Source organism: Pantoea sp. UBA5035 (genome assembly GCF_002415245.1).
GTDB classification, from domain to species: Bacteria; Pseudomonadota; Gammaproteobacteria; order Enterobacterales; family Enterobacteriaceae; genus Pantoea; species Pantoea septica.
Map to the genome: position 1 here is coordinate 227,819 of NZ_DICD01000014.1, position 19,536 is coordinate 247,354.

General features: G+C 58.8%; 15 protein-coding genes and 1 pseudogene. 6 read left to right on the forward strand and 10 right to left on the reverse strand.

Translation table 11 applies throughout. The annotated features are described in order from the left end of the window. Nucleotides 1-40 precede the first annotated feature (40 nt). From pyrI to argF, 3 genes are all read right to left on the reverse strand, one after another. Entirely contained in the window at nt 41-505 is a 465-nt protein-coding gene (gene pyrI, locus B3229_RS11140) for an aspartate carbamoyltransferase regulatory subunit (protein WP_286870759.1), read from the reverse strand. Between the two features lie 12 nt (nt 506-517). Then, on the reverse strand, nt 518-1,453 hold the full coding sequence (gene pyrB, locus B3229_RS11145) for an aspartate carbamoyltransferase (RefSeq protein WP_286870761.1): 936 nt from the start codon (nt 1,451-1,453) through the stop codon (nt 518-520). Nucleotides 1,454-1,676: 223 nt separating this feature from the next. Beyond that, nucleotides 1,677-2,684 (reverse strand): ornithine carbamoyltransferase, encoded by a 1,008-nt coding sequence (gene argF, locus B3229_RS11150; protein ID WP_286870763.1) that lies wholly within the window; start codon nt 2,682-2,684, stop codon nt 1,677-1,679. A gap of 163 nt (nt 2,685-2,847) precedes the next feature. On the opposite strand from argF, the gene rraB reads away from it, so the two are divergent. After that, nucleotides 2,848-3,276: a ribonuclease E inhibitor RraB gene (gene rraB, locus B3229_RS11155; RefSeq protein ID WP_048781961.1), complete on the forward strand. Its 429-nt coding sequence runs from the start codon at nt 2,848-2,850 to the stop codon at nt 3,274-3,276. Between the two features lie 56 nt (nt 3,277-3,332). After that, a complete protein-coding gene (miaE, locus tag B3229_RS11160; RefSeq protein WP_286870766.1) occupies nt 3,333-4,094 on the forward strand; it encodes a tRNA isopentenyl-2-thiomethyl-A-37 hydroxylase MiaE in 762 nt (253 codons plus the stop codon). Between the two features lie 14 nt (nt 4,095-4,108). Here the strand turns inward: miaE and B3229_RS11165 are convergent, their stop codons facing one another. Further along, on the reverse strand, nt 4,109-4,612 hold the full coding sequence (locus tag B3229_RS11165) for a GNAT family N-acetyltransferase (protein WP_048781958.1): 504 nt from the start codon (nt 4,610-4,612) through the stop codon (nt 4,109-4,111). A gap of 96 nt (nt 4,613-4,708) precedes the next feature. Between B3229_RS11165 and B3229_RS11170 the strand changes: the two genes are divergently transcribed. After that, nucleotides 4,709-5,902 (forward strand): hypothetical protein, encoded by a 1,194-nt coding sequence (locus B3229_RS11170; RefSeq protein WP_286870768.1) that lies wholly within the window; start codon nt 4,709-4,711, stop codon nt 5,900-5,902. Between the two features lie 77 nt (nt 5,903-5,979). On the opposite strand, the gene B3229_RS11175 is transcribed toward B3229_RS11170, so the two are convergent. From B3229_RS11175 to pepA, 3 genes are all read right to left on the reverse strand, one after another. Continuing rightward, the gene (locus tag B3229_RS11175; RefSeq protein WP_048781955.1) at nt 5,980-8,835 is read right to left on the reverse strand and encodes a valine--tRNA ligase; all 2,856 of its coding nucleotides are present in this window, start codon (nt 8,833-8,835) and stop codon (nt 5,980-5,982) included. 5 nt (nt 8,836-8,840) lie between these two features. Next, on the reverse strand, nt 8,841-9,299 hold the full coding sequence (locus B3229_RS11180; protein WP_033749344.1) for a DNA polymerase III subunit chi: 459 nt from the start codon (nt 9,297-9,299) through the stop codon (nt 8,841-8,843). Nucleotides 9,300-9,434: 135 nt separating this feature from the next. Then, nucleotides 9,435-10,946 carry a leucyl aminopeptidase gene (gene pepA, locus B3229_RS11185; RefSeq protein ID WP_033749345.1) on the reverse strand — a complete coding sequence of 504 codons (1,512 nt, stop codon included), beginning with the start codon at nt 10,944-10,946 and terminating at the stop codon, nt 9,435-9,437. A gap of 258 nt (nt 10,947-11,204) precedes the next feature. Between pepA and lptF the strand changes: the two genes are divergently transcribed. The 3 genes from lptF (at nt 11,205) to B3229_RS11200 (ending at nt 14,431) form a co-directional block, all read left to right on the forward strand. Further along, nucleotides 11,205-12,305, forward strand: coding sequence for an LPS export ABC transporter permease LptF (gene lptF, locus B3229_RS11190; RefSeq protein ID WP_033749346.1), 1,101 nt, complete (start codon nt 11,205-11,207; stop codon nt 12,303-12,305). Next, nucleotides 12,305-13,381, forward strand: coding sequence for an LPS export ABC transporter permease LptG (gene lptG, locus B3229_RS11195; protein ID WP_033749348.1), 1,077 nt, complete (start codon nt 12,305-12,307; stop codon nt 13,379-13,381). The genes lptF and lptG overlap by 1 nt, the downstream gene beginning before the upstream one ends. 153 nt (nt 13,382-13,534) lie before the next feature. Beyond that, on the forward strand, nt 13,535-14,431 hold the full coding sequence (locus tag B3229_RS11200) for an Rpn family recombination-promoting nuclease/putative transposase (protein ID WP_286870773.1): 897 nt from the start codon (nt 13,535-13,537) through the stop codon (nt 14,429-14,431). Nucleotides 14,432-14,516: 85 nt separating this feature from the next. Here the strand turns inward: B3229_RS11200 and B3229_RS11205 are convergent, their stop codons facing one another. From B3229_RS11205 to B3229_RS11215, 3 genes and pseudogenes are all read right to left on the reverse strand, one after another. Next, nucleotides 14,517-15,797, reverse strand: a complete 1,281-nt coding sequence (locus B3229_RS11205) for a DUF445 domain-containing protein (protein WP_286870775.1) — start codon at nt 15,795-15,797, stop codon at nt 14,517-14,519. 41 nt (nt 15,798-15,838) lie between these two features. Continuing rightward, a pseudogene (locus tag B3229_RS11210) lies at nt 15,839-17,341 on the reverse strand (helicase HerA-like C-terminal domain-containing protein). 140 nt (nt 17,342-17,481) lie between these two features. Then, a complete protein-coding gene (locus B3229_RS11215; protein ID WP_286870777.1) occupies nt 17,482-19,053 on the reverse strand; it encodes an ABC transporter substrate-binding protein in 1,572 nt (523 codons plus the stop codon). Nucleotides 19,054-19,536: the final 483 nt, after the last annotated feature.

The following is a 19,536-nucleotide window of genomic DNA, read 5'->3' on the forward strand; positions in this document are numbered from 1 at the left end:
GGCGAGAAACATCGCCCCATTATAGGGACGAGCAGGGCGATTACCAGTGACCGAGCACCACGTGGTGCGCAAAGGCTTTCTCGCAATATTTGCAGGTCAGCAGCACCTCGGCATCGCGCTTTTTCACCGCAAAGCTGGAGAAGACCGGCTCGCTGCGGCTGATGCAGTTGCCGTTGGGACAGGTCAGCACGCGCTCGATGCGCTCCGGCAGCGTCGGCGCGATTTTCGCAACCACTTCATAGTCGTCGATGCGGTTGACCGTGGCGTGCGGCGCATAGACCGCCAGCTGGTTGATCTGATCTTCGGTGAGAAAGGTGTTTTCGATCTTGATCAGATCCTTGCGGCCCATCTCGCCAGACGGGAGGTTAAGGCCGATGGTGATGCGCTGGTCGGTTTCCGTCAGGCGAAACAGCGACAGCAGCTTAAACCCGACCTGCGCCGGAATATGGTCGATGACCGTGCCGCGCTTGATCGCTTCTACCTGCAGTTTGTTGTCGTGAGTCATGGCGATTGCTCCTTACAGATCCTGTTCGCTGTTGAGTACCAGCGCCAGCAGAGCCTGACGCGCGAAGATGCCGTTGCCCGCCTGCTGGAAATACCAGGCGTAGGGCGTTTTATCCACGTCGGTGGCGATCTCGTCAACGCGCGGCAGCGGATGCAGCACTTTCATATTGTCGCGCGCGCCGGCCAGATCCGCCGCGCGCAGAATAAACTGCGCTTTGACGTTGGCGTATTCCGACGGGTCGAGACGCTCTTTCTGCACGCGGGTCATATAGAGAATATCGGCGTGCGGGATCACCGCTTCGATGCTGTCGTGACGCGACCAGACGATGCCGCGCTCGTCCAGCGTATCGGTGATATAGGCCGGCATCGCCAGCGCGTCGGGCGCGATAAAGTAAAAGCGGTTGCCGTCGAACTTCGCCAGCGCCTGCGTCAGGGAGTGCACCGTACGGCCATATTTCAGGTCGCCGACCATGGCGATGCTCAGGTTGTCCAGGCGGCTCTGCGTTTCGCGGATGGTAAAGAGATCGAGCAGCGTCTGGGTTGGATGCTGATTGGCGCCATCTCCGGCGTTAAGGATCGGCACGCCGCCGGAAAATTCCGTGGCGAGCCGCGCCGCGCCCTCTTGCGGATGACGCATTACGATGGCGTCGACGTAGGTGCCGATAACGGAAATCGTATCCGCCAGGGTTTCGCCTTTTTTGCCGAGCGAGGTGTTGCTGCCGTCGGCGAAACCCACCACCGACGCGCCTAGCCGGTGCATCGCCGTTTCAAACGACAGGCGCGTGCGCGTCGAGGCTTCAAAGAAGCAGCTGGCGATGACCTTGTGCTTCAGCAGCTCCGGCTGCGGGTTGGCTTTCAGCCGCGCGGCGGTATGCAGCACAAGCTCGAGTTCGTCGCGACTGAGATCGTTAATAGAAATAATATGTTTGCGATATAACGGGTTAGCCATAGTTCGCCTCTCTGCGCTGCCGAATTGCGGACAAAAAAAAGCCCCTGCTTAAGGGGCTTTTTTTACGATCGGGTTGATGACGGAAAAAACAGGGGCGCCGCCTGCGTTCAGGCGTGATGTCGCGTGAATGTTTGCGCTGCGCTGTTGCATGCTTCCTCCGGCAAATTGGGGCGCATTATACCCGTCCGGCGTTTTGCATCAAGGGAAAACGTTTGCGGAGCGGCTACGCCTGGCTCAGCGTCGCCACCATCACCGCTTTAATGGTATGCATGCGGTTTTCCGCCTGGTCGAACACGATGCTGTGCTCCGATTCGAAAACCTCGTTGCTCACCTCCATGCCGCCGTGCAGGCCGTACTGTTCGGCCATCTGACGGCCCAGCGTGGTCTGATCGTCATGAAACGCCGGCAGACAGTGCAGGAACTTCACCTGCGGGTTGCCGGTCAGCTGCAGCATCGCCTGATTGACCTGATAGTCGCGCAGCAGCGCGATGCGCTCTTCCCATACCGCTTTCGCTTCACCCATCGACACCCAGACGTCGGTATAGATAAAGTCCGCGCCCTTGACGCCTGCGGCGATATCCTCGGTCAGGGTGATGCTGCCGCCGGTTTGCTGCGCCGCCTGGCGGCAGGTTTCGACCAGATCGGCCTCCGGCCAGCAGCCTTTCGGCGCGACCAGGCGCAGATCCAGGCCGGTCACCGCTGCCGCTTCCAGCATGCTGTTGCCCATGTTGTTGCGGGCGTCGCCGACGTAGACCAGCGTCATCTCGCTCAGCGCCTTGCCCGGCAGATGCTCCTGCATGGTGAGCAGATCCGCCAGCAGCTGAGTAGGGTGAAACTCGGTGGTGAGGCCGTTCCACACCGGCACGCCGGCAAATTCCGCCAGCGTCTCTACCAGCGCCTGGCCGTAGCCGCGATACTGGATGCCGTCATACATGCGGCCCAGCACGCGGGCGGTATCTCTCATCGACTCTTTGTGGCCGATCTGGCTGCCGCTCGGGCCGAGATAAGTGACATTAGCGCCCTGATCGTATGCGGCAACTTCGAAAGAGCATCGGGTGCGGGTCGAGTCTTTTTCGAAGATGAGCGCGATGTTTTTGCCCTTCAGACGCTGAGTTTCGCTACCGTTTTTTTTAGCGCGTTTTAATTCAGCGGCGAGGTCGAGCAGGGAGGTGATATCGGCCGGGCTAAAATCGAGCAGCCGAAGGAAGTGGCGTTGAAAAAGGTGACTCATAACGGGCTCCAGTGCAGCCATTCTGATTGAATGAAAATTCAATCTAAACGTATGAATATTCATTTTCAACCCCAGCGTAAAGAAACTTTCCGTTTTGAGTAGTGGCGCGCCGGGCAGTGTGGGAAAATACTTGTTTATTGCCGAACACTGAGGGGAATTCGCCATGGCATATGAAGCATTGCTGGAAGAGCAGCGTGAAGAGACACGCCTGATCATTGATGAGCTGCTGGAAGACGGCAGCGATCCGGATGCGCTCTATACCATTGAACATCATCTCTCCTGCAACAACTTCGACTCGCTGGAAAAAGCGGCCGTCGACGCGTTTAAGCTGGGTTATGAAGTGACCGAGCCGGAAGAGCTGGAGCTGGAGGACGGCACCACGGTGATGTGCGTCGATATCCTCAGCGAGTCGGCGCTGAAGCCTGAACTGATCGACGCGCAGGTTGAGCAGCTGGTCAATCTGGTGGGCAAATACAACGTCGACTACGACGGCTGGGGCACTTACTTCGAAGATCCCGACGCCGAAGATGAAGATGACGACGAAGATGGCGACATTATCGACGGCGACGAAGATACCGGCGTCCGCCACTGATTTCCCCTGGCGGAGCCGCGCGCTCCGCCTTTCCGTTTCCTGCCTTTTGAACAGACATGAACTACGCACTGCTGCTTGAGCCTATCTATCAGTTTCTACTCTGCCGCACGCCGCAAGCCTGGATTGACGAGGCGCGCAAACCGGAAAACCTGACGCTGCTGCTGACCGACCATCTGGTTTGCGAACTGAAAGCGGCGCAGACCGCCACCTGGCTGATCCGTAAGTATGTCGCCGACAAGCCGAGCGGCGAGGCGATACTCGCCTGGCTGAAGCCCTACGAAGATTTTATTTTCCGCGAGCACCCCGACAGCCAGTTCATTCAGGCGCATAAAAGCCTCTCTAAAAGCATCATTGTGCGCAACGAGCTGCCCTGGGCGGACGATCTGGTGGAGAAGATGGTGCTGCTGATTAAAGAAGAGCTGCACCACTTTTATCAGGTATGGGAGATTATGCAGGCGCGCGGCTTGCCCTATAAAAAGATCACCTCCAGCCGCTACGCCAAAGGGCTGCTGCGGGAGATCACCACGCACGAGCCCGATACGCTGGTGGACAAGCTGATCTGCGGCGCCTATATCGAAGCACGCTCCTGTGAACGCTTCGCCAGCCTGGCGCCCTGGCTGGATGCGGAGCTGGAGAAGTTCTATATCTCGCTGCTGCGCTCGGAAGCGCGCCACTATCAGGATTATTTAGCCCTGGCGGCGCAGATCTCGCCGAAAGATATCGCGCCCCGCGTGCGGGCGATTGGCGAAGCGGAGGCGAAGCTGATTAGCGAGCCGGACGCAGAGCTGCGTTTTCACAGCGGCGTGCCGGCCTTCTGACCGGAAAGGCGCGGTTACAGCGTCTTCAGCATTCTGTATTCGCAGTCGCCGTGGCCGGTACAGCCGAGCACCTCGTCGATGCGTTCAAAGCCCAGCGACTCATAGAGTTTAATAGCGCGCGTCAGGCTGCCGGTGGTTTCCAGATAGCAGCGGCGGAAACCGCGCTGGCGCGCATGCTCCATCGCGCGCAGCGCCAGCTCGCGCGCCACGCCGAAGCCGCGCACCTCCGGCAGAAAATACATTTTCTGCAGTTCGCAGATATCGGGCGCGCTGCAGGCGAGCGGGGCGATGCCGCCGCCGCCCGCCACTTTCCCCTGATGCTCCACAATCCAGTAGGCGCTGTGCTCGGCGCTGTAGAGTTCATACAGGCTGTCGAGCTGCGGATCGGCCACGGTATAGCCTTTGTCGGCGGTCAGGCCGAACTCTGCCGAGACGGTGCGGATAACCTGGGCGATATGGGGATTGTCGGCGGCGCTGATAGGGCGCAGCTTAAGTGAAGGCTGAGTATCAGGGATCATGGCGAAATAGCGTGGTTAAAATCGGTTAGACATTCACCAGAAATAGCATTATCGTCGGGTAAAAGCAATATTCATTAACATGCATGGAGGCATTCGATGATTTTTTCCCGCATTTTTAAAATTATCAAAGAACTTTTCCCACTGTTTATTATTGCAGGTTTTATTAACGTATGGGGTTATTTAAAATGGATTGGTAGGCTGGATGTTTTTCCGCTTATCATTAATAACGCTTCTGGCGTAATTGCTGTACTCATTACCTCACTGCTTTTCTTTAGCGTTTTTTCCATAACGCTGCTTCTGCCTTCTGGATTTTGCACCCTTTCAGGAACGCAGAGTAAGAAAAAAACCAAATTAAAAATCAGATACAATGAGGGGTGCTGCGCTATTACCGCGCTAACTGCAGTGTTAGTGGCTTTTACACTTCTTTTTCTGGATAAGTTGCCAACGGGTTGGATAGTGGGGATTGCAGCAGCTGCCGCGTTGCTGGTGCATGTTTATGCTAATAATAAACTCAACCGATACAGACAGCAGCATCGTCGTTACCTGATAGCGTGCCGCGAAAGAATAAGAAGTCGCTCTGCGCCGCTAAAGCCAAACATCAGACGGCGATTTGTACTGGAAAAGTTTAAAGCGAGTGCGGTGTTTATTAACTTTTCTTACACCTTGTGTGCGTTAATGGTCGCCCTGTTTTCCATTGTGCCTCTGGCCTTTCTGATGCAAGGGAATATCTACTTCTCACATGAGAAGCCGTGGGTGCAATATCTTATAATAGTCGCGATTTATATTCTGCTTTTCATGCCTGCTTTATTATCACTTTTGACGAACAGAATCAAAGCTCAGCATGGCTTCAAAGCCGTTATGGCCTTTTTTCCGGCGCTGGTGATTGCCGTTTTCTCGCTATTTTCCGTCCAGCTTATCCAGATCAATCAGCGCTCTATCGAGATAGTCGGTATGGCGTTATGGCAAGAAAAGGTCTTCGCGTTTAAGCATGAGAGCTTTCCCGACTACTATTTTCCGAACCAGATCTGGGGGGGGAGCAAAGTTATCGGCACGGAGCGGCTGACTGAAGGCATTGAAGCATTTTCAAACGGAGAAGTGCATCTTGTTTGTCCAAAACGCCTCAAAGCGCTGCGGGAAACGGCGTTGAAAAACAACGCGTTCACCTGGCAGACGGATGAAAACGCGAAAGCTGCGCTCACTGTCATGAGCCAGTACTGTTTGCTGGCGAAAAGCGATCAGGTCCGAACGGGCGCGGCGCTTACGACTCTTTTTAGGTCGTCGGCACGTTGACGGCCTTATTTCTCCTGCATCAGCCAATAAAAAACCCCGCGCCGAAGCGCAGGGTTTTCTACAGACACGGCGTTAAATCAGAGCGCCGCAATCACCGCCTGCTGTTCAATCAGTTTCGCTTTTGACTGCTCCAGCTCGGCAACGCGCTCGCGCTCTTTCGCCACCACGGCTTCCGGCGCGCGCGAGACAAAGCCTTCGTTCGCCAGCTTGACCTGAATCTTCTCGATTTCGACGTCGAGCTTGCCCAGCTCTTTCGCCAGACGATCCAGCTCTGCCGCCTTGTCTACCAGGCCCGCCATCGGGATCAGCAGCTCGGCGCCTTCGACGATTTTCGTCACGGAAACCGGACCTTTCTCGCCCGCCGGCAGGATGGTCAGGCTCTCCAGACGCGCCAGGCGCGACAGGAAGGTGCGGTTCGCTTCCACACGGCGCAGCGCCGCAGGAGAACAGTCGCGCAGCAGCACGTCGAGCGGCTTGCTCAGGGCGATATTCATCTCGGCGCGGATATTACGCACCGCGACGATCGCCTGCTTCATCCACTCGATATCCGCCATCGCTTCCGCATCCACTTTCGCCGCGTCGTACTGCGGGAAAGGCTGCAGCATAATGGTGTCGTCGCTGATGTTTTTCAGCACCTTAACGCGCTGCCAGATGGTCTCGGTGATAAATGGAATGATCGGATGGGCAAGGCGCAGCAGCGCTTCCAGCACCGTCACCAGCGTGTTGCGCGTGCCGCGCAGCTCCGCTTCGCTGCCGTTGTTCATCACCGGCTTGGTCAACTCCAGGTACCAGTCGCAGAACTGGTTCCAGGTGAAGTCGTAGAGAATATTCGCGGCGATATCGAAACGGTAGCTGTCCAGCGCCTCGCGGTACGCTTTCACCGTGTTGTTGAACTCGGCGAGGATCCAGCGATCTGCCAGCGACAGCGTCATCTCGCCGCCGTTCTGACCGCAATCCTGATCTTCAGTGTTCATCAGCACGAAGCGGCTGGCGTTCCACAGCTTGTTGCAGAAGTTGCGGTAGCCTTCAAGACGCTTCATATCCCAGTTGATGTCGCGGCCGGTCGAGGCGAGCGCCGCCAGGGTAAAGCGCAGCGCGTCGGTGCCTGATGGCTCGATGCCGTCCGGGAACTGCTTCTCGGTGCGCTTGCGGATCTTCTCCGCCAGCTGCGGCTGCATCATGTTGCCGGTACGTTTTTCCAGCAGATCTTCCAGCGAGATGCCGTCGACCATATCCAGCGGATCGATAACGTTGCCTTTGGATTTCGACATCTTCTGGCCTTCTTCGTCGCGGATCAGACCGGTCATATAGACGGTCTTGAACGGCACCTGCGGCTTGCCGTCTTCATCTTTGAGGAAGTGCATGGTCAGCATGATCATGCGGGCGATCCAGAAGAAGATAATGTCGAAGCCGCTCACCAGTACGCTGGTCGGGTGGAACTGACGCAGCGCCTCGGTGTTCTCCGGCCAGCCGAGGGTCGAGAAGGTCCACAGGCCAGAGGAGAACCAGGTGTCGAGCACGTCTTCATCCTGACGCAGCGCCACGTCCGCGCCCAGATTGTTTTCGCTGCGCACTTCCTCTTCGCTGCGGCCGACATAGACGTTGCCGTCGTTGTCGTACCAGGCCGGAATGCGGTGGCCCCACCAGAGCTGGCGCGAAATGCACCAGTCCTGAATGTCGCGCATCCAGGAGAAGTACATGTTTTCATACTGCTTCGGCACGAACTGGATATCGCCGTTCTCGACCGCCTCGACCGCGACTTTCGCCAGCGGCGCGGTACGCACGTACCACTGGTCGGTCAGCATCGGCTCGATGACCACGCCGCCGCGATCGCCGTAAGGCACCGTCAGGTCGTGCGGTTTGATCTCGTCCAGCAGGCCCAGTTCGTCCACGGCGGCGACAATCGCCTTACGCGCGGCGAAGCGCTCCATCTTCTGGAACGCCGCCGGGATCTCATCCGAGCAGGCGTCGCTGACTTCGCCGTTGGTGTCGTACACCTGGGCGCGCTCGCGGATATCGCCGTCGAAGGTCAGGATATTGATCATCGGCAGCTTGTGGCGACGACCGACTTCATAGTCGTTGAAGTCGTGCGCCGGCGTGATTTTCACGCAGCCGGTGCCTTTTTCCATATCCGCGTGCTCGTCGCCCACGATGGGAATGCGACGGTTCACCAGCGGCAGGATCACCTCTTTGCCGATCAGATCTTTGTAGCGCGGGTCTTCCGGGTTGACCGCCACGCCGGTATCGCCCAGCAGGGTTTCCGGACGCGTGGTGGCGACCACCAGATAATCTTTGCCTTCGGCGGTTTTCACGCCGTCCGCCAGCGGATAGCGGATGTGCCACATCGAGCCTTTGCTCTCGCGGTTTTCCACTTCCAGATCGGAAATCGCGGTGCGCAATTTCGGATCCCAGTTCACCAGGCGTTTGCCGCGATAGATCAGGTTCTCTTTATGCAGGCGAACAAACACCTCTTTCACCGCATTGGAGAGGCCGTCATCCATAGTGAAGCGCTCGCGCTCCCAGTCCACGGAGTTACCGAGGCGACGCATCTGGCGGGTAATGGTGCCGCCTGATTCCGCCTTCCACTGCCAGATCTTGTCGATAAAGGCGTCGCGGCCGTAGTCCTGGCGCGTTTTGCCCTCTTCGGCGGCGATTTTGCGCTCTACCACCATCTGGGTGGCGATGCCCGCATGGTCGGTACCGACCTGCCACAGCGTGTTTTTCCCCTGCATGCGCTGGTAGCGAATCATGGTGTCCATGATGGTCTGCTGGAAAGCGTGACCCATGTGCAGGCTGCCGGTGACGTTCGGCGGCGGGATCATTATGCAGAAGCTTTCCTGGCTGGTATCGCCGTTAGGCTTGAAATAGCCTTGCTCTTCCCAGTGCTCGTAAAGCGGCTGCTCGATGTCTTGCGGGTTATATGTTTTTTCCATTTCTGCTATGTCGTTTGCGGCTGTGGCGGCGTGGCCGTATTCAATTGGAAACCAACGCTGCGGTACGCTTTATAGCGGTCGCGCGCCAGCTGTTTCTGAGACTCTTCGTAGGGTACGAAGTCTATCACTTCATGGAAAGCAGTAGCAAAATCTGCAAACTGCGGCAGCAGGCTGATCAGCAGATCGCGCGGCGAGCTGCCGCGACGCTGCGGCCAGGCGAGCTCGACCGGCGCGCCGTAGCGCGGACCTTCGCCCGCCAGATTGTGCGGCACGAAGGCGTTGGCCGGGCGCTGCCACAGCGCCTCGTCGAGGCGAATGGCCTGCTGCTCGTCTTCACAGGCGATCAAAATGCGTTTGCCCGCCCGCCAGCGCGTTTCCGCCAGATCGCACACCAGCGCCTCGATGGCGCTCAGCTCTTCGCTGGGCGAGTCCGTTTCCATTACGTAGAAGGTTGCGTTTTTCATGGAAATGCCTTGTGGGTGAGAGGTGTCGATGTTACCAGCTAAGGCGCGCGGTAGCACTTCCCGATGAGATGGATATGGCGTCTGCGGTGGTATAAATCAATGCGCGCCGCCCCTGAGAGCGGCGCGCAGCGGGGCTTAGTCGTCGCCGTTCAGGCCGGCGCGGTTCAGCAGGAACTGCGACAGCATCGGCACCGGACGACCGGTTGCGCCTTTGGCTTTGCCGGAGCGCCAGGCGGTGCCGGCGATATCCAGGTGCGCCCAGTTATATTTACGCGCAAAGCGCGCCAGGAAGCAGGCGGCGGTGATCGCGCCGCCGGGACGGCCGCCGATATTCGCCATATCGGCGAAGTTCGATTCCAGCTGCTCCTGATATTCGTCCGCCATCGGCAGGCGCCAGGCGCGGTCGCCGGACTGCTCGGATGCGCCAATCAGCTCGTGCGCTAGCGGATTGTGGTTCGACAGCAGGCCGCTGACGTGGTGGCCGAGCGCGATAACGCAGGCGCCGGTCAGGGTCGCCACGTCGATCACCACTTCCGGATCGAAGCGCTCTACGTAGGTCAGCGCGTCGCACAGCACCAGACGGCCTTCCGCATCGGTGTTCAGCACTTCCACCGTCTGGCCGGACATGGTGGTCAGCACGTCGCCCGGACGCATGGCGCGGCCGTCCGGCATGTTTTCACAGCCCGCCAGCACGCCGACCACGTTAAGCGGCAGGTTCAGCTCCGCCACCATGCGCATCACGCCGTAGACCGACGCCGCGCCGCACATGTCGTACTTCATCTCATCCATCGATTCCGCCGGCTTGATGGAGATGCCGCCGGAGTCGAAGGTCAGCCCTTTGCCCACCAGCACGATAGGGCGCGCTTCCGCGTCCGGGTTGCCTTTGTACTCGATGACCGACATCAGCGACTCGTTCTGCGAGCCGGCGCCGACCGCGAGATAGGCGTTCATGCCCAGCTCCTTCATCTGCTGTTCGCCGATGACGCGGGTGGTGACGTTTTTGCTGTAGGCGTCCGCCAGCTGGCGCGCCTGCGAGGCGAGATAGGCGGCGTTGCAGATGTTCGGCGGCATATTGCCGAGATCTTTCGCCGCCTTCACGCCGGCGGCGACCGCCAGACCGTGCTGGATAGCGCGCTCGCCGCTGGTGAGTTCGCGGCGCGTCGGCACGTTGAACACCAGCTTGCGCAGCGGACGGCGCGGCTCGGTTTTGTTGCTTTTCAGCTGGTCGAAGTTATAAAGCGCTTCTTTAGAGGTTTCGACCGCCTGACGCACTTTCCAGTAGGTATTGCGGCTTTTTACATGCAGCTCGGTCAAAAAGCAGACCGCTTCCATCGAGCCGGTGTCGTTCAGCGTATTGATCGTCTTCTGGATCACCTGCTTATACTGGCGCTCGTCCAGCTCGCGCTCTTTGCCGCAGCCAATCAGCAGAATGCGCTCGGAAAGAATGTTGGGTACATGATGCAGCAGCAGGGTCTGGCCCACTTTGCCTTCCAGCTCGCCGCGGCGCAGCAGGGCGCTGATGTAGCCATCGCTGATTTTGTCTAACTGCTCGGCGATCGGCGACAGACGACGCGGCTCGAAAACACCGACAACAATGCAGGCGCTGCGCTGTTTTTCCGGGCTTCCGCTTTTTACACTGAACTCCATGCACTCTCCTGAATCTTAAAGACAACGGCCGCGGCTGTCGCTAGAATGGTCCGCTTGATACCACAGAGGTAAAAAATTTTGTTGGTAATCAGCGTTCGAACTACGTTTAGTGTGGCAATGCGTTAATTTTCACCACCCTGACGCGTTTGTCATACCATTTTAGCTACGACGCAGGCCATTGATGAAGAAAAATGGCTAATAAGCGTTGAAACTAGCGATTTTCCTGCAAAAAGACAAGTTATCACAGGCGTACTAAGCGTGATCATCATTAGATATCTGGTTCGGGAAACGCTCAAAAGCCAGCTGGCTATCCTTTTCATCCTGCTGCTTATCTTCTTTTGTCAGAAGTTAGTGCGGATTTTAGGGGCTGCGGTGGACGGCGAAATCCCAACAAATCTCGTTCTGACTCTGTTAGGGCTTGGCGTGCCTGAAATGGCACAACTTATTCTGCCGTTAAGCCTGTTTCTGGCGATCCTGATGACGCTGGGCAAGCTCTATACCGACAGCGAAATCACCGTGATGCACGCCTGCGGATTAGGCAAAAGCGTGCTGGTGAAGGCGGCGATGGTGCTGATGCTGCTCACCTCCGTCGTGGCGGCGGTCAACGTTATCTGGCTCGGTCCCTGGTCCTCGCGCTATCAGGACGAGGTGACGCAAAACGCCAAAGCCAACCCTGGTGCGGCGGCGCTCGCGGCTGGCCAGTTCCAGAGTTCCAGCGACGGCAGTTCGGTGCTGTTTATCGAAAACGTCAAGGGCAACCAGTTCGGCAACGTCTTCCTGGCGCAGCTGCGTGCCAAAGGCAACGCGCGGCCGTCGGTGGTGCTGGCGGACAGCGGCCATATGGAGCAGCACAAAGACGGCTCGCAGGTGGTGACGCTGGATAAAGGCACCCGCTTCGAAGGCACGGCGATGCTGCGCGACTTCCGTATTACCGACTTCACCAACTACCAGGCGCGGGTCGGTTATAAAGAGGCGACGCTCGATCCGAACGACGCCGAGCAGTCCGATCTCACTACGCTGCTCAGCAATGACACGCCGGCGTTCCGCTCGGAGCTGCACTGGCGCTTTACGCTGATCTTCTCGGTGCTGGTGATGGCGCTGATGGTGGTGCCGCTCAGCGTGGTCAATCCGCGTCAGGGACGCGTGCTGTCGATGCTGCCCGCGATGCTGCTCTATCTGATCTTCTTCCTGCTGCAGAGTTCGCTGAAGTCGAATGCGGCGAAAGGGCGGCTCGACCCGGCGATCTGGATGTGGGTGGTGAATATCAGCTATCTGCTGCTGGCGGTAGCGCTTAACCTGTGGGATACGGTGCCGATGCGCCGCGTGCGCGCCCGCTTCAGCCGCGGAGGTTCCGTCTGATGTTTCGCGTTCTCGACCGTTATATCGGTAAAACCATTTTCAATACCATCATGCTGACGCTGTTCATGCTGGTGTCGCTTTCCGGCATCATCAAGTTCGTCGATCAGCTGCGTAAGACCGGGCAGGGCGCCTATACCGCGCTCGCCGCCGGTTACTACACGCTGCTCAGCGTGCCGAAGGATATTGAGATCTTCTTCCCGATGGCGGCGCTGCTCGGCGCGCTGCTCGGCCTGGGCACGCTGGCGCAGCGCAGCGAGCTGGTGGTGATGCAGGCAGCGGGCTTTACCCGCATGCAGGTGGCGCTGTCGGTGATGAAAACCGCTATCCCGCTGGTGCTGCTGACCATGGCGATCGGCGAGTTTCTCGCCCCGGCGGGTGAGCAGATGGCGCGTAACTACCGCGCGACCCAGCTCTACGGCGGCGCGCTGGTGTCGACGCAGAACGGCCTGTGGGCGAAGGACGGCAATAACTTTATCTATATCGAACGCGTGCGCGGCGATAACCAGCTCGACGGCGTCAGCATCTATAACTTCAGCGACGACCGTCGTCTGAAGAGCGTGCGCTACGCCGCCAGCGCCACCTGGGACCAGGCGAACAAGCGCTGGAATCTGGCGCAGGTGGATGAGTCAGATCTCAACGATCCGAAGCAGATTAGCGGCTCCCAGAGCCTGAGCGGCGAATGGAAAACCAACCTGACGCCGGACAAGCTCGGCGTGGTGGCGCTCGATCCCGACGCGCTGTCGATTCGCGGCCTCTATAACTACAGCAAGTACCTGAAGCAGAGCGGCCAGGAGTCGGGACGCTACCGGCTCAATATGTGGAGCAAGATTTTCCAGCCGCTGTCGGTGGCGGTAATGATGCTGATGGCGCTGTCGTTTATCTTCGGGCCGCTGCGCAGCGTGTCGATGGGCGTACGCGTGGTGACGGGCATCAGCTTCGGCTTCCTGTTCTACGTGCTGGATCAGATCTTCGGCCCGCTGAGCCTGGTGTACGGTCTGCCGCCGATAATGGGGGCCATCCTGCCCAGCGCCGCCTTCTTCGCCATTAGCCTGTTCCTGCTGGTTAAACGGCGTTAAGCCCAGGTATCAACCCAGAAGCAAAAATGAGGCCGCAAATTGCGGCCTCACTCTTATAACGCACTGAAAACCAGTAGCCTTTACCGGTATCGCTAATGACTCGCTTTTTCAGCTATGCCAGGCTCTGCGCAGGTTTTTTCAGAGTCAGGAAAGATGAAGAAGAAAAAGAGTACGCCGACCCCGCACGACGCCGTCTTCCGACAACTTCTCAGCCAGCCGGACGTGGCGCGCGACTTTATGGAAATCCACCTGCCGCCGCAACTCCTTGCGCTCTGCGACCTCAGCACGCTCAGGCTGGTCTCCGGCTCTTTCGTAGAGGATGATCTGCGCCCTTACTTCAGCGACGTGCTCTACAGCATGAAAACCCGCAGCGGCGACGACGGCTATGTGCAGGTGCTGATTGAGCATCAGTCGACACCAGATAAACAGATGGCGTTTCGGCTGTTGCGCTACGCGGTGGCGGCGATGAAGCGCCACCTCGACGCCGGACATAAGAGGCTGCCGCTGGTGATACCGGTGCTGTTTTACGCCGGTCAGCGCAGTCCTTATCCATATTCAACCTGCTGGCTGGACGGGTTCGGCGACCCGGCGCTGGCCGCCGCTCTTTACGGCAAGGCTTTTCCGCTGGTCGACGTCACCGTTATTCCTGACGATGAAATCGTGCAGCATCGTCGTATGGCGGCGCTGACGCTGCTGCAAAAACATATTCGCCAGCGCGATTTAGCAGAGATAATGGACCTGCTGGTAGCCGCCTGGCAGGCGGACAAATCTTCATCACAAACACTCTCGCTGGTAAACTATATTATTCAGGCAGGCGAAACCACAGACGCCAGCGCCTTTGTTCGAGAACTGGCACAGCGGATGCCGCAACAAGAGGACGCTCTGATGACGATTGCAGAACAGCTTAAGCAGGAAGGTGAGCTAAAGGGCAAGCTTGAGGGCAAACTGGAAGTCGCGCGCAGCCTGCTGAAAATGCAGCTGCCGCGCGACACCATCTTGCAGGCTACCGGGCTGACGGAAGAAGAATTAGACCGCCTCGACGACCAGTAACCGTCCTAAGCTGTACTCCACACCGATCAACACAATAAAAGAACCCGCCTTAAAAAGCGGGTTCTGTCTGTCGCGTTGCGGGGTTTTAATGCGCCAGCAGCGGCAACAGCGCCGGGAGCTGCGACAGCAGATAGAGGATCAGCCCGATGGTGCCGCCCACCAGTGTGCCGTTGATGCGGATAAACTGCAGATCCTTGCCGATATTCAGCTCAATCTGCTGCGACATATCGCGCGCGTCCCAGCTCTTCACCGTATCGCTGATATGACGCGTCAGGAAGGCGGCGAACTCCGGCGCGACGCTGCGCGCGGCCTCCTCCAGATGACGGTTCATCGAGGCGCGTAGCGCGTCGTCGCGCGCCAGATTCTCGCCCAGCCACAGCGCCGCCTGACGCACCTTCTCCTGCACGCGCGAATCGTCGCTGCTGAGATCGGTTTTCAGCCAGGCGCGCAGGTCGTTCCACAGCTCGCCGATATAGCGGTTCAGCGACGCATCCTCTTTGATCCAGCGCTTTATCTCCTCCGCGCGCGCCGCCATTTCGGGATCGTGCTTCAGCTTCTCAATCAGCCGATCCACCGCGCGGTTAAAGCCGAGGCGCAGCTCGTGGCCCTGATCGGCCGCCACGTCGTCCAGCACCGAATCCACCGCGTTGGCGACCAGCTCGGCGCTGTGCTCGCCCAGCCAGTCGGTCGGCAGCATTTTGGCCTTAATGGGATGCTCGCGCTTCAGCCAGCGCACAATCTGCATGGCGATAAATTCGCGCGTGGCGGGTTTATGCATCAGGCGCAGCAGCTGATCGATCGCCGCGTCGAGCAGCTCCTGATGGCGGTTGTTTTTGGTCAGGCTCTCCAGCAGCACCGCGCTGGTCTGCGACAGATCGACCTTGTCGATGGCGCGATGCACCGCGCGGCGCATAAAGGCCTGAATACGCGCGTCGTCGGTAAGATCGAGGAAGCCGCGCATCACCTGTAAAAGATGACGCCCGACGCGGTCGGCATTGCCCGGCGCGTTAAGCCACTGCGCCAGCATCTGCGCCGGATCGTGACGGCGGATCAGCGCCAGCAGCGAGTCGGTATCAAGAAACTTCTCCTGCACGAAGCGGCCAAGGTTGTCGCCAATGCGATCTTTATTGCGCGGGATAATCGCCGTATGGCGCGAGATAAAAGGCACCGGCACGCGGCGAAACAGCGCCACTACGGCGAACCAGTCCGCCAGCGCGCCGACCATCGCCGCCTCAGCGATCGCCTTTACGCCGCTGACCCAGAAGCTGGGCGGCAGAAAAAGGGTGGTGATAAAGGTGGCGGCGGCCAGCAGCAGCAGGCCGAGCGCCAGACGTTTTGTCCGTTTAAGTTCGCGTAATTTATCCATGCTCACAGCTTAGCAGAGGCCAAACCGCTGCGGAAATCGCCTTAGCGACGGCGTCCGCCCAGCAGGCTGCCGAGCACGCCGCGAATAATCTGGTTGGCGATCTGCCGCGTGGCGCTCTTCGCCACGCTCTGCACAATCCCGTCATGCTTGCCGCCGCGCGGGCCGGTATGGCCGAACAGCACCTCTTTCAGTCCGCCGAGAATGCCGTCGTCGACCTCGACCTTGTTGCCCTTCGCCTGTGGCGCGTCAGCCTGCTCGCTGGCGCCTTTCACGCCCTGGTGCAGCTTCTCACAGGCGGACTCGCGGTCGATCTCCTCGTCATATTTGCCCGCCAGCGGCGAGTGGTTGATCAGGCCGTTGCGCTCGTCGAGGGTAACCGGCCCCATACGCGAGCCGGGCGCGATCACCATTGCGCGCTCAACCACCGACGGGCTGCCTTTTTCATCAAGGAAAGAGATCAGCGCCTCGCCGGTGCCCAGCGCCTGAATCGCCTCGACGGTATTGAACGCCGGGTTGGCGCGCAGGGTGTCGGCGGCGCTCTTCACCGCCTTCTGATCTTTCGGCGTAAAGGCGCGCAGCGCGTGCTGCACGCGGTTGCCGAGCTGGCCGAGCACGCTCTCGGGCACGTCGGCGGGGTTCTAGGTGACGAACCAGACGCCGACGCCTTTCGAGCGGATCAGGCGCATCACCTGTTCGACCTTCTCCAGCAGCACCGGCGGCGCGTCGTTGAACAGCAGATGCGCCTCGTCGAAGAAGAACACCATCTTCGGCTTCTCCAGATCGCCCGCCTCCGGCAGATGCTCGTACAGCTCCGACAGCAGCCACAGCAGGCTGGTGGCATAGAGCTTAGGCTGCTGGTAGAGCTTGTCCGCCGCCAGAATATTGATAAAGCCTTTGCCGTCGGCGTCGACGCGCATCCAGTCGCGGATATCGAGCATCGGCTCGCCGAAGAAGTGCTCCGCGCCCTGCTGCTCCAGCGCCAGCAGCCCGCGCTGGATGGCGCCCACCGACGCGCTGTTGATATTGCCGTACTGCGTCTGGAAGCTTTTGGCGTTGTCGCCGATGTACTGCGTCATCGCGCGCAGATCTTTGAAGTCGAGCAGCAGCAGTCCCTGATCGTCGGCGACGCGGAAGATAATCTGCAGCACGCCGCTCTGGATCTCGTTGAGATTCAGCAGGCGCGCCAGCAGCAGCGGGCCGAGGTCGGAGACGGTGGCGCGCACCGGATGGCCCTGTTCGCCGAAGATATCCCACAGCATCACCGGATTGCGCTGCGGCTGCCAGTCGGTGACGCCAATCTTCGCCAGCCGCGCCAGCAGTTTCTCGCTCTGCTGGCCTTCCGCCGCGATGCCGGTCAGGTCGCCTTTCACGTCCGCCATAAATACCGGCACGCCGACAGAGGAGAAAGATTCAGCCAGCTTCTGCAGCGTCACGGTTTTGCCGGTGCCGGTCGCGCCGGTGATCAGCCCGTGGCGATTCGCCATGGCGGGTAGAAGGTGGAGTTTCACATCGGGCGTCTGGGCAATAAGCAGCGGGGCGGTCATAGGTTCACTCTCTGACAAAGGACATTGTCTGAAGGATAGCAAGCGCGGCGGGGGAAAGAGAGAGTATTACGCTGAAACGGCTGTGCGATATAAGCGCCGTTGAGGCTGGCGCGCTGGACGATGCCCGCGCGCCACGAGAGTTATTTTTGCACCTCATCCAGCAGCAGCATGCTGACGCCGATGCCCTGCTTAACGTTGCTGAGGTTTTTGCGCACCGCCACCTGCTGCGCGCCCTGCAGAATAGTGACGAACGGCGAACTCTGCTGCACCTCGGTCTGCAAATGGGTGTAGAGCGCGCGGCGCTGCGCGGCATCGCTTTCGCCCGCCGCCTTGCGCGTTTCGGCGCTCAGCGCAGGAATATCCCAGCCGACGCGCCACGCCAGGGTTTTCGAGCCGCCCGGCACGTTATAGGCGAAGGCGCTGGCGTTGGTGTTCGGATCGATATAGTCCGCGCCCCAGTAAATAAAGATGGACTGGAAATCGCGGCCGCGCATTTTGCTCCACAGCTCCGATTCCGCCACCGGCTGAATATCCAGATTAACGTCCGCCTTTGCGAAGCTCGCCTGCAGCGCCTGCGCCACGTCGATATAGGGCGGCTGGTTCACCACCGTCAGGGCGATATGGGTGCCCGGCGCGATGCCGCCATCCTTCAGGATCGCCTTTGCCTTACTGACGTCGTAGTGGAACGGGGTGGTGTTGAGCGCGCCGTCAAAGCCGTCCGGCAGGAAACTCTGATGAATGCGGTACTGACCTTTCAGCAGCTGGTTGGCGATACTGTCGTAATCCACCAGCCAGCGCGCCGCCTGCCACAGCGCCGGGTTGCCGAGCGCCGGCTGCTGCGCGTTTTTGGTGTTGAAGCCGAGGTAGTAGACCAGGCTCGACGGGAAGGCGTCGATACGCACGTTGGCATCGCTCTTCAGCGCGGCGATCTGATCGGGGCCGAGCTGATAGGCGACATCCACATCGCCCTGCTGCACCAGCAGGCGACGGGTGCCGGGATCGGCGACGCCCTTCAGCAGCACGCGCTTCAGGTGCGGCTGCGGGGCGGCGTGCGGATTGGCCTCCAGCACCAGCGCCTGCAGCGGCACAAACTGTTTGATGGAAAACGCGCCGCTACCCGCGGAATGGGTCTTCAGCCAGCCGTTGCCGGTGTCGTTATTGCTGGCGTGCTGCAGCGCGGTTTTGCTGTCGACTACTGAGCTAACCGGCGCGGTGAGCAGGCGCAGCGCCAGATCCTGACCGATTTGCGCCGGCCAGCGGATCTCCAGCTGGTGGTCATTGAGCGCCGTGAACTGGCTGTCGATATTGTCAGGCGTCCAGCCGAACTCGCCGAGAATAAACGAGGGCGCTTTGTTGAGCTTCACCGCGCGCGTCAGCGAGAAGATGACATCCTGCGCGGTCACCGGATTGCCGCTGACGAAGCGCGCATCGGGATTGAGGTTGAAGATCAGGCTGTGGGGCGTTTCGCCCTGCTGCCAGCTGCGCGCCAGCAGCGGCGACAGCTTTTGTGGATCGTCTTTATTCGGCTCTGCCAGCGTCTGGTAAACATTACGCAGGCTGCTGTTGCTGACCGTTTCAAAGCTCTCTGCCGGATCGAAACTGATAATGCCGTCGAGCGGCACGGCGATAACCAGCGTATCTTTCGGCGTCCCGGCGTGCGCCATCGGCGCTAAGGCCAGCGCGCTTAACATCACAAGCAAAATGCGTCGCATAGAGGTTTATCCTGAGTCGTTGATAAACCGACTATATCCGCGGCGCGCCAGAGTCAAAATGCCGCTTGTTATGAGCTTTGCATAAAAAAATCGTCTCTGTTTTTGGCGCTTTTCACTGTTTTAGCGCGGTGGTGATGAGGGAAATGCATTTATTTAGCGCCCGCCCCAAAATAGCCGTTTGATAAAAGAGCGATCACATTTTCCGCAATATGTCATTGCTGCTGTAAATAAGTGAATATATTGTTGCCGATGAGAACGGTTCTCTTGTATGGAAGTATGATTTTTTTTGATTGATTATTTTCGGCAACTGTCACTTACCGTAAATAAAAATGGTCCTGCGCACAAATTTTCTGGTTAATAAATCATCAATTGTGCATTTTTAAACAAAATTCCCGCCTTCACAGCCCGTTACCCGCCTGTAACCATCCAATAACACAATTATAAATTTTCACTAAAACACATTTCTACTTTTATTGTTACATT

Coding starts and splice junctions, on each gene's coding strand:
- pyrI (WP_286870759.1), bottom strand. CDS start 505: ATGACTCACGACAACAAACTGCAGGTAGAAGCGATCAAGCGCGGCACG.
- pyrB (WP_286870761.1), bottom strand. CDS start 1,453: ATGGCTAACCCGTTATATCGCAAACATATTATTTCTATTAACGATCTC.
- argF (WP_286870763.1), bottom strand. CDS start 2,684: ATGAGTCACCTTTTTCAACGCCACTTCCTTCGGCTGCTCGATTTTAGC.
- rraB (WP_048781961.1), top strand. CDS start 2,848: ATGGCATATGAAGCATTGCTGGAAGAGCAGCGTGAAGAGACACGCCTG.
- miaE (WP_286870766.1), top strand. CDS start 3,333: ATGAACTACGCACTGCTGCTTGAGCCTATCTATCAGTTTCTACTCTGC.
- B3229_RS11165 (WP_048781958.1), bottom strand. CDS start 4,612: ATGATCCCTGATACTCAGCCTTCACTTAAGCTGCGCCCTATCAGCGCC.
- B3229_RS11170 (WP_286870768.1), top strand. CDS start 4,709: ATGATTTTTTCCCGCATTTTTAAAATTATCAAAGAACTTTTCCCACTG.
- B3229_RS11175 (WP_048781955.1), bottom strand. CDS start 8,835: ATGGAAAAAACATATAACCCGCAAGACATCGAGCAGCCGCTTTACGAG.
- B3229_RS11180 (WP_033749344.1), bottom strand. CDS start 9,299: ATGAAAAACGCAACCTTCTACGTAATGGAAACGGACTCGCCCAGCGAA.
- pepA (WP_033749345.1), bottom strand. CDS start 10,946: ATGGAGTTCAGTGTAAAAAGCGGAAGCCCGGAAAAACAGCGCAGCGCC.
- lptG (WP_033749348.1), top strand. CDS start 12,305: ATGTTTCGCGTTCTCGACCGTTATATCGGTAAAACCATTTTCAATACC.
- B3229_RS11200 (WP_286870773.1), top strand. CDS start 13,535: ATGAAGAAGAAAAAGAGTACGCCGACCCCGCACGACGCCGTCTTCCGA.
- B3229_RS11205 (WP_286870775.1), bottom strand. CDS start 15,797: ATGGATAAATTACGCGAACTTAAACGGACAAAACGTCTGGCGCTCGGC.
- B3229_RS11215 (WP_286870777.1), bottom strand. CDS start 19,053: ATGCGACGCATTTTGCTTGTGATGTTAAGCGCGCTGGCCTTAGCGCCG.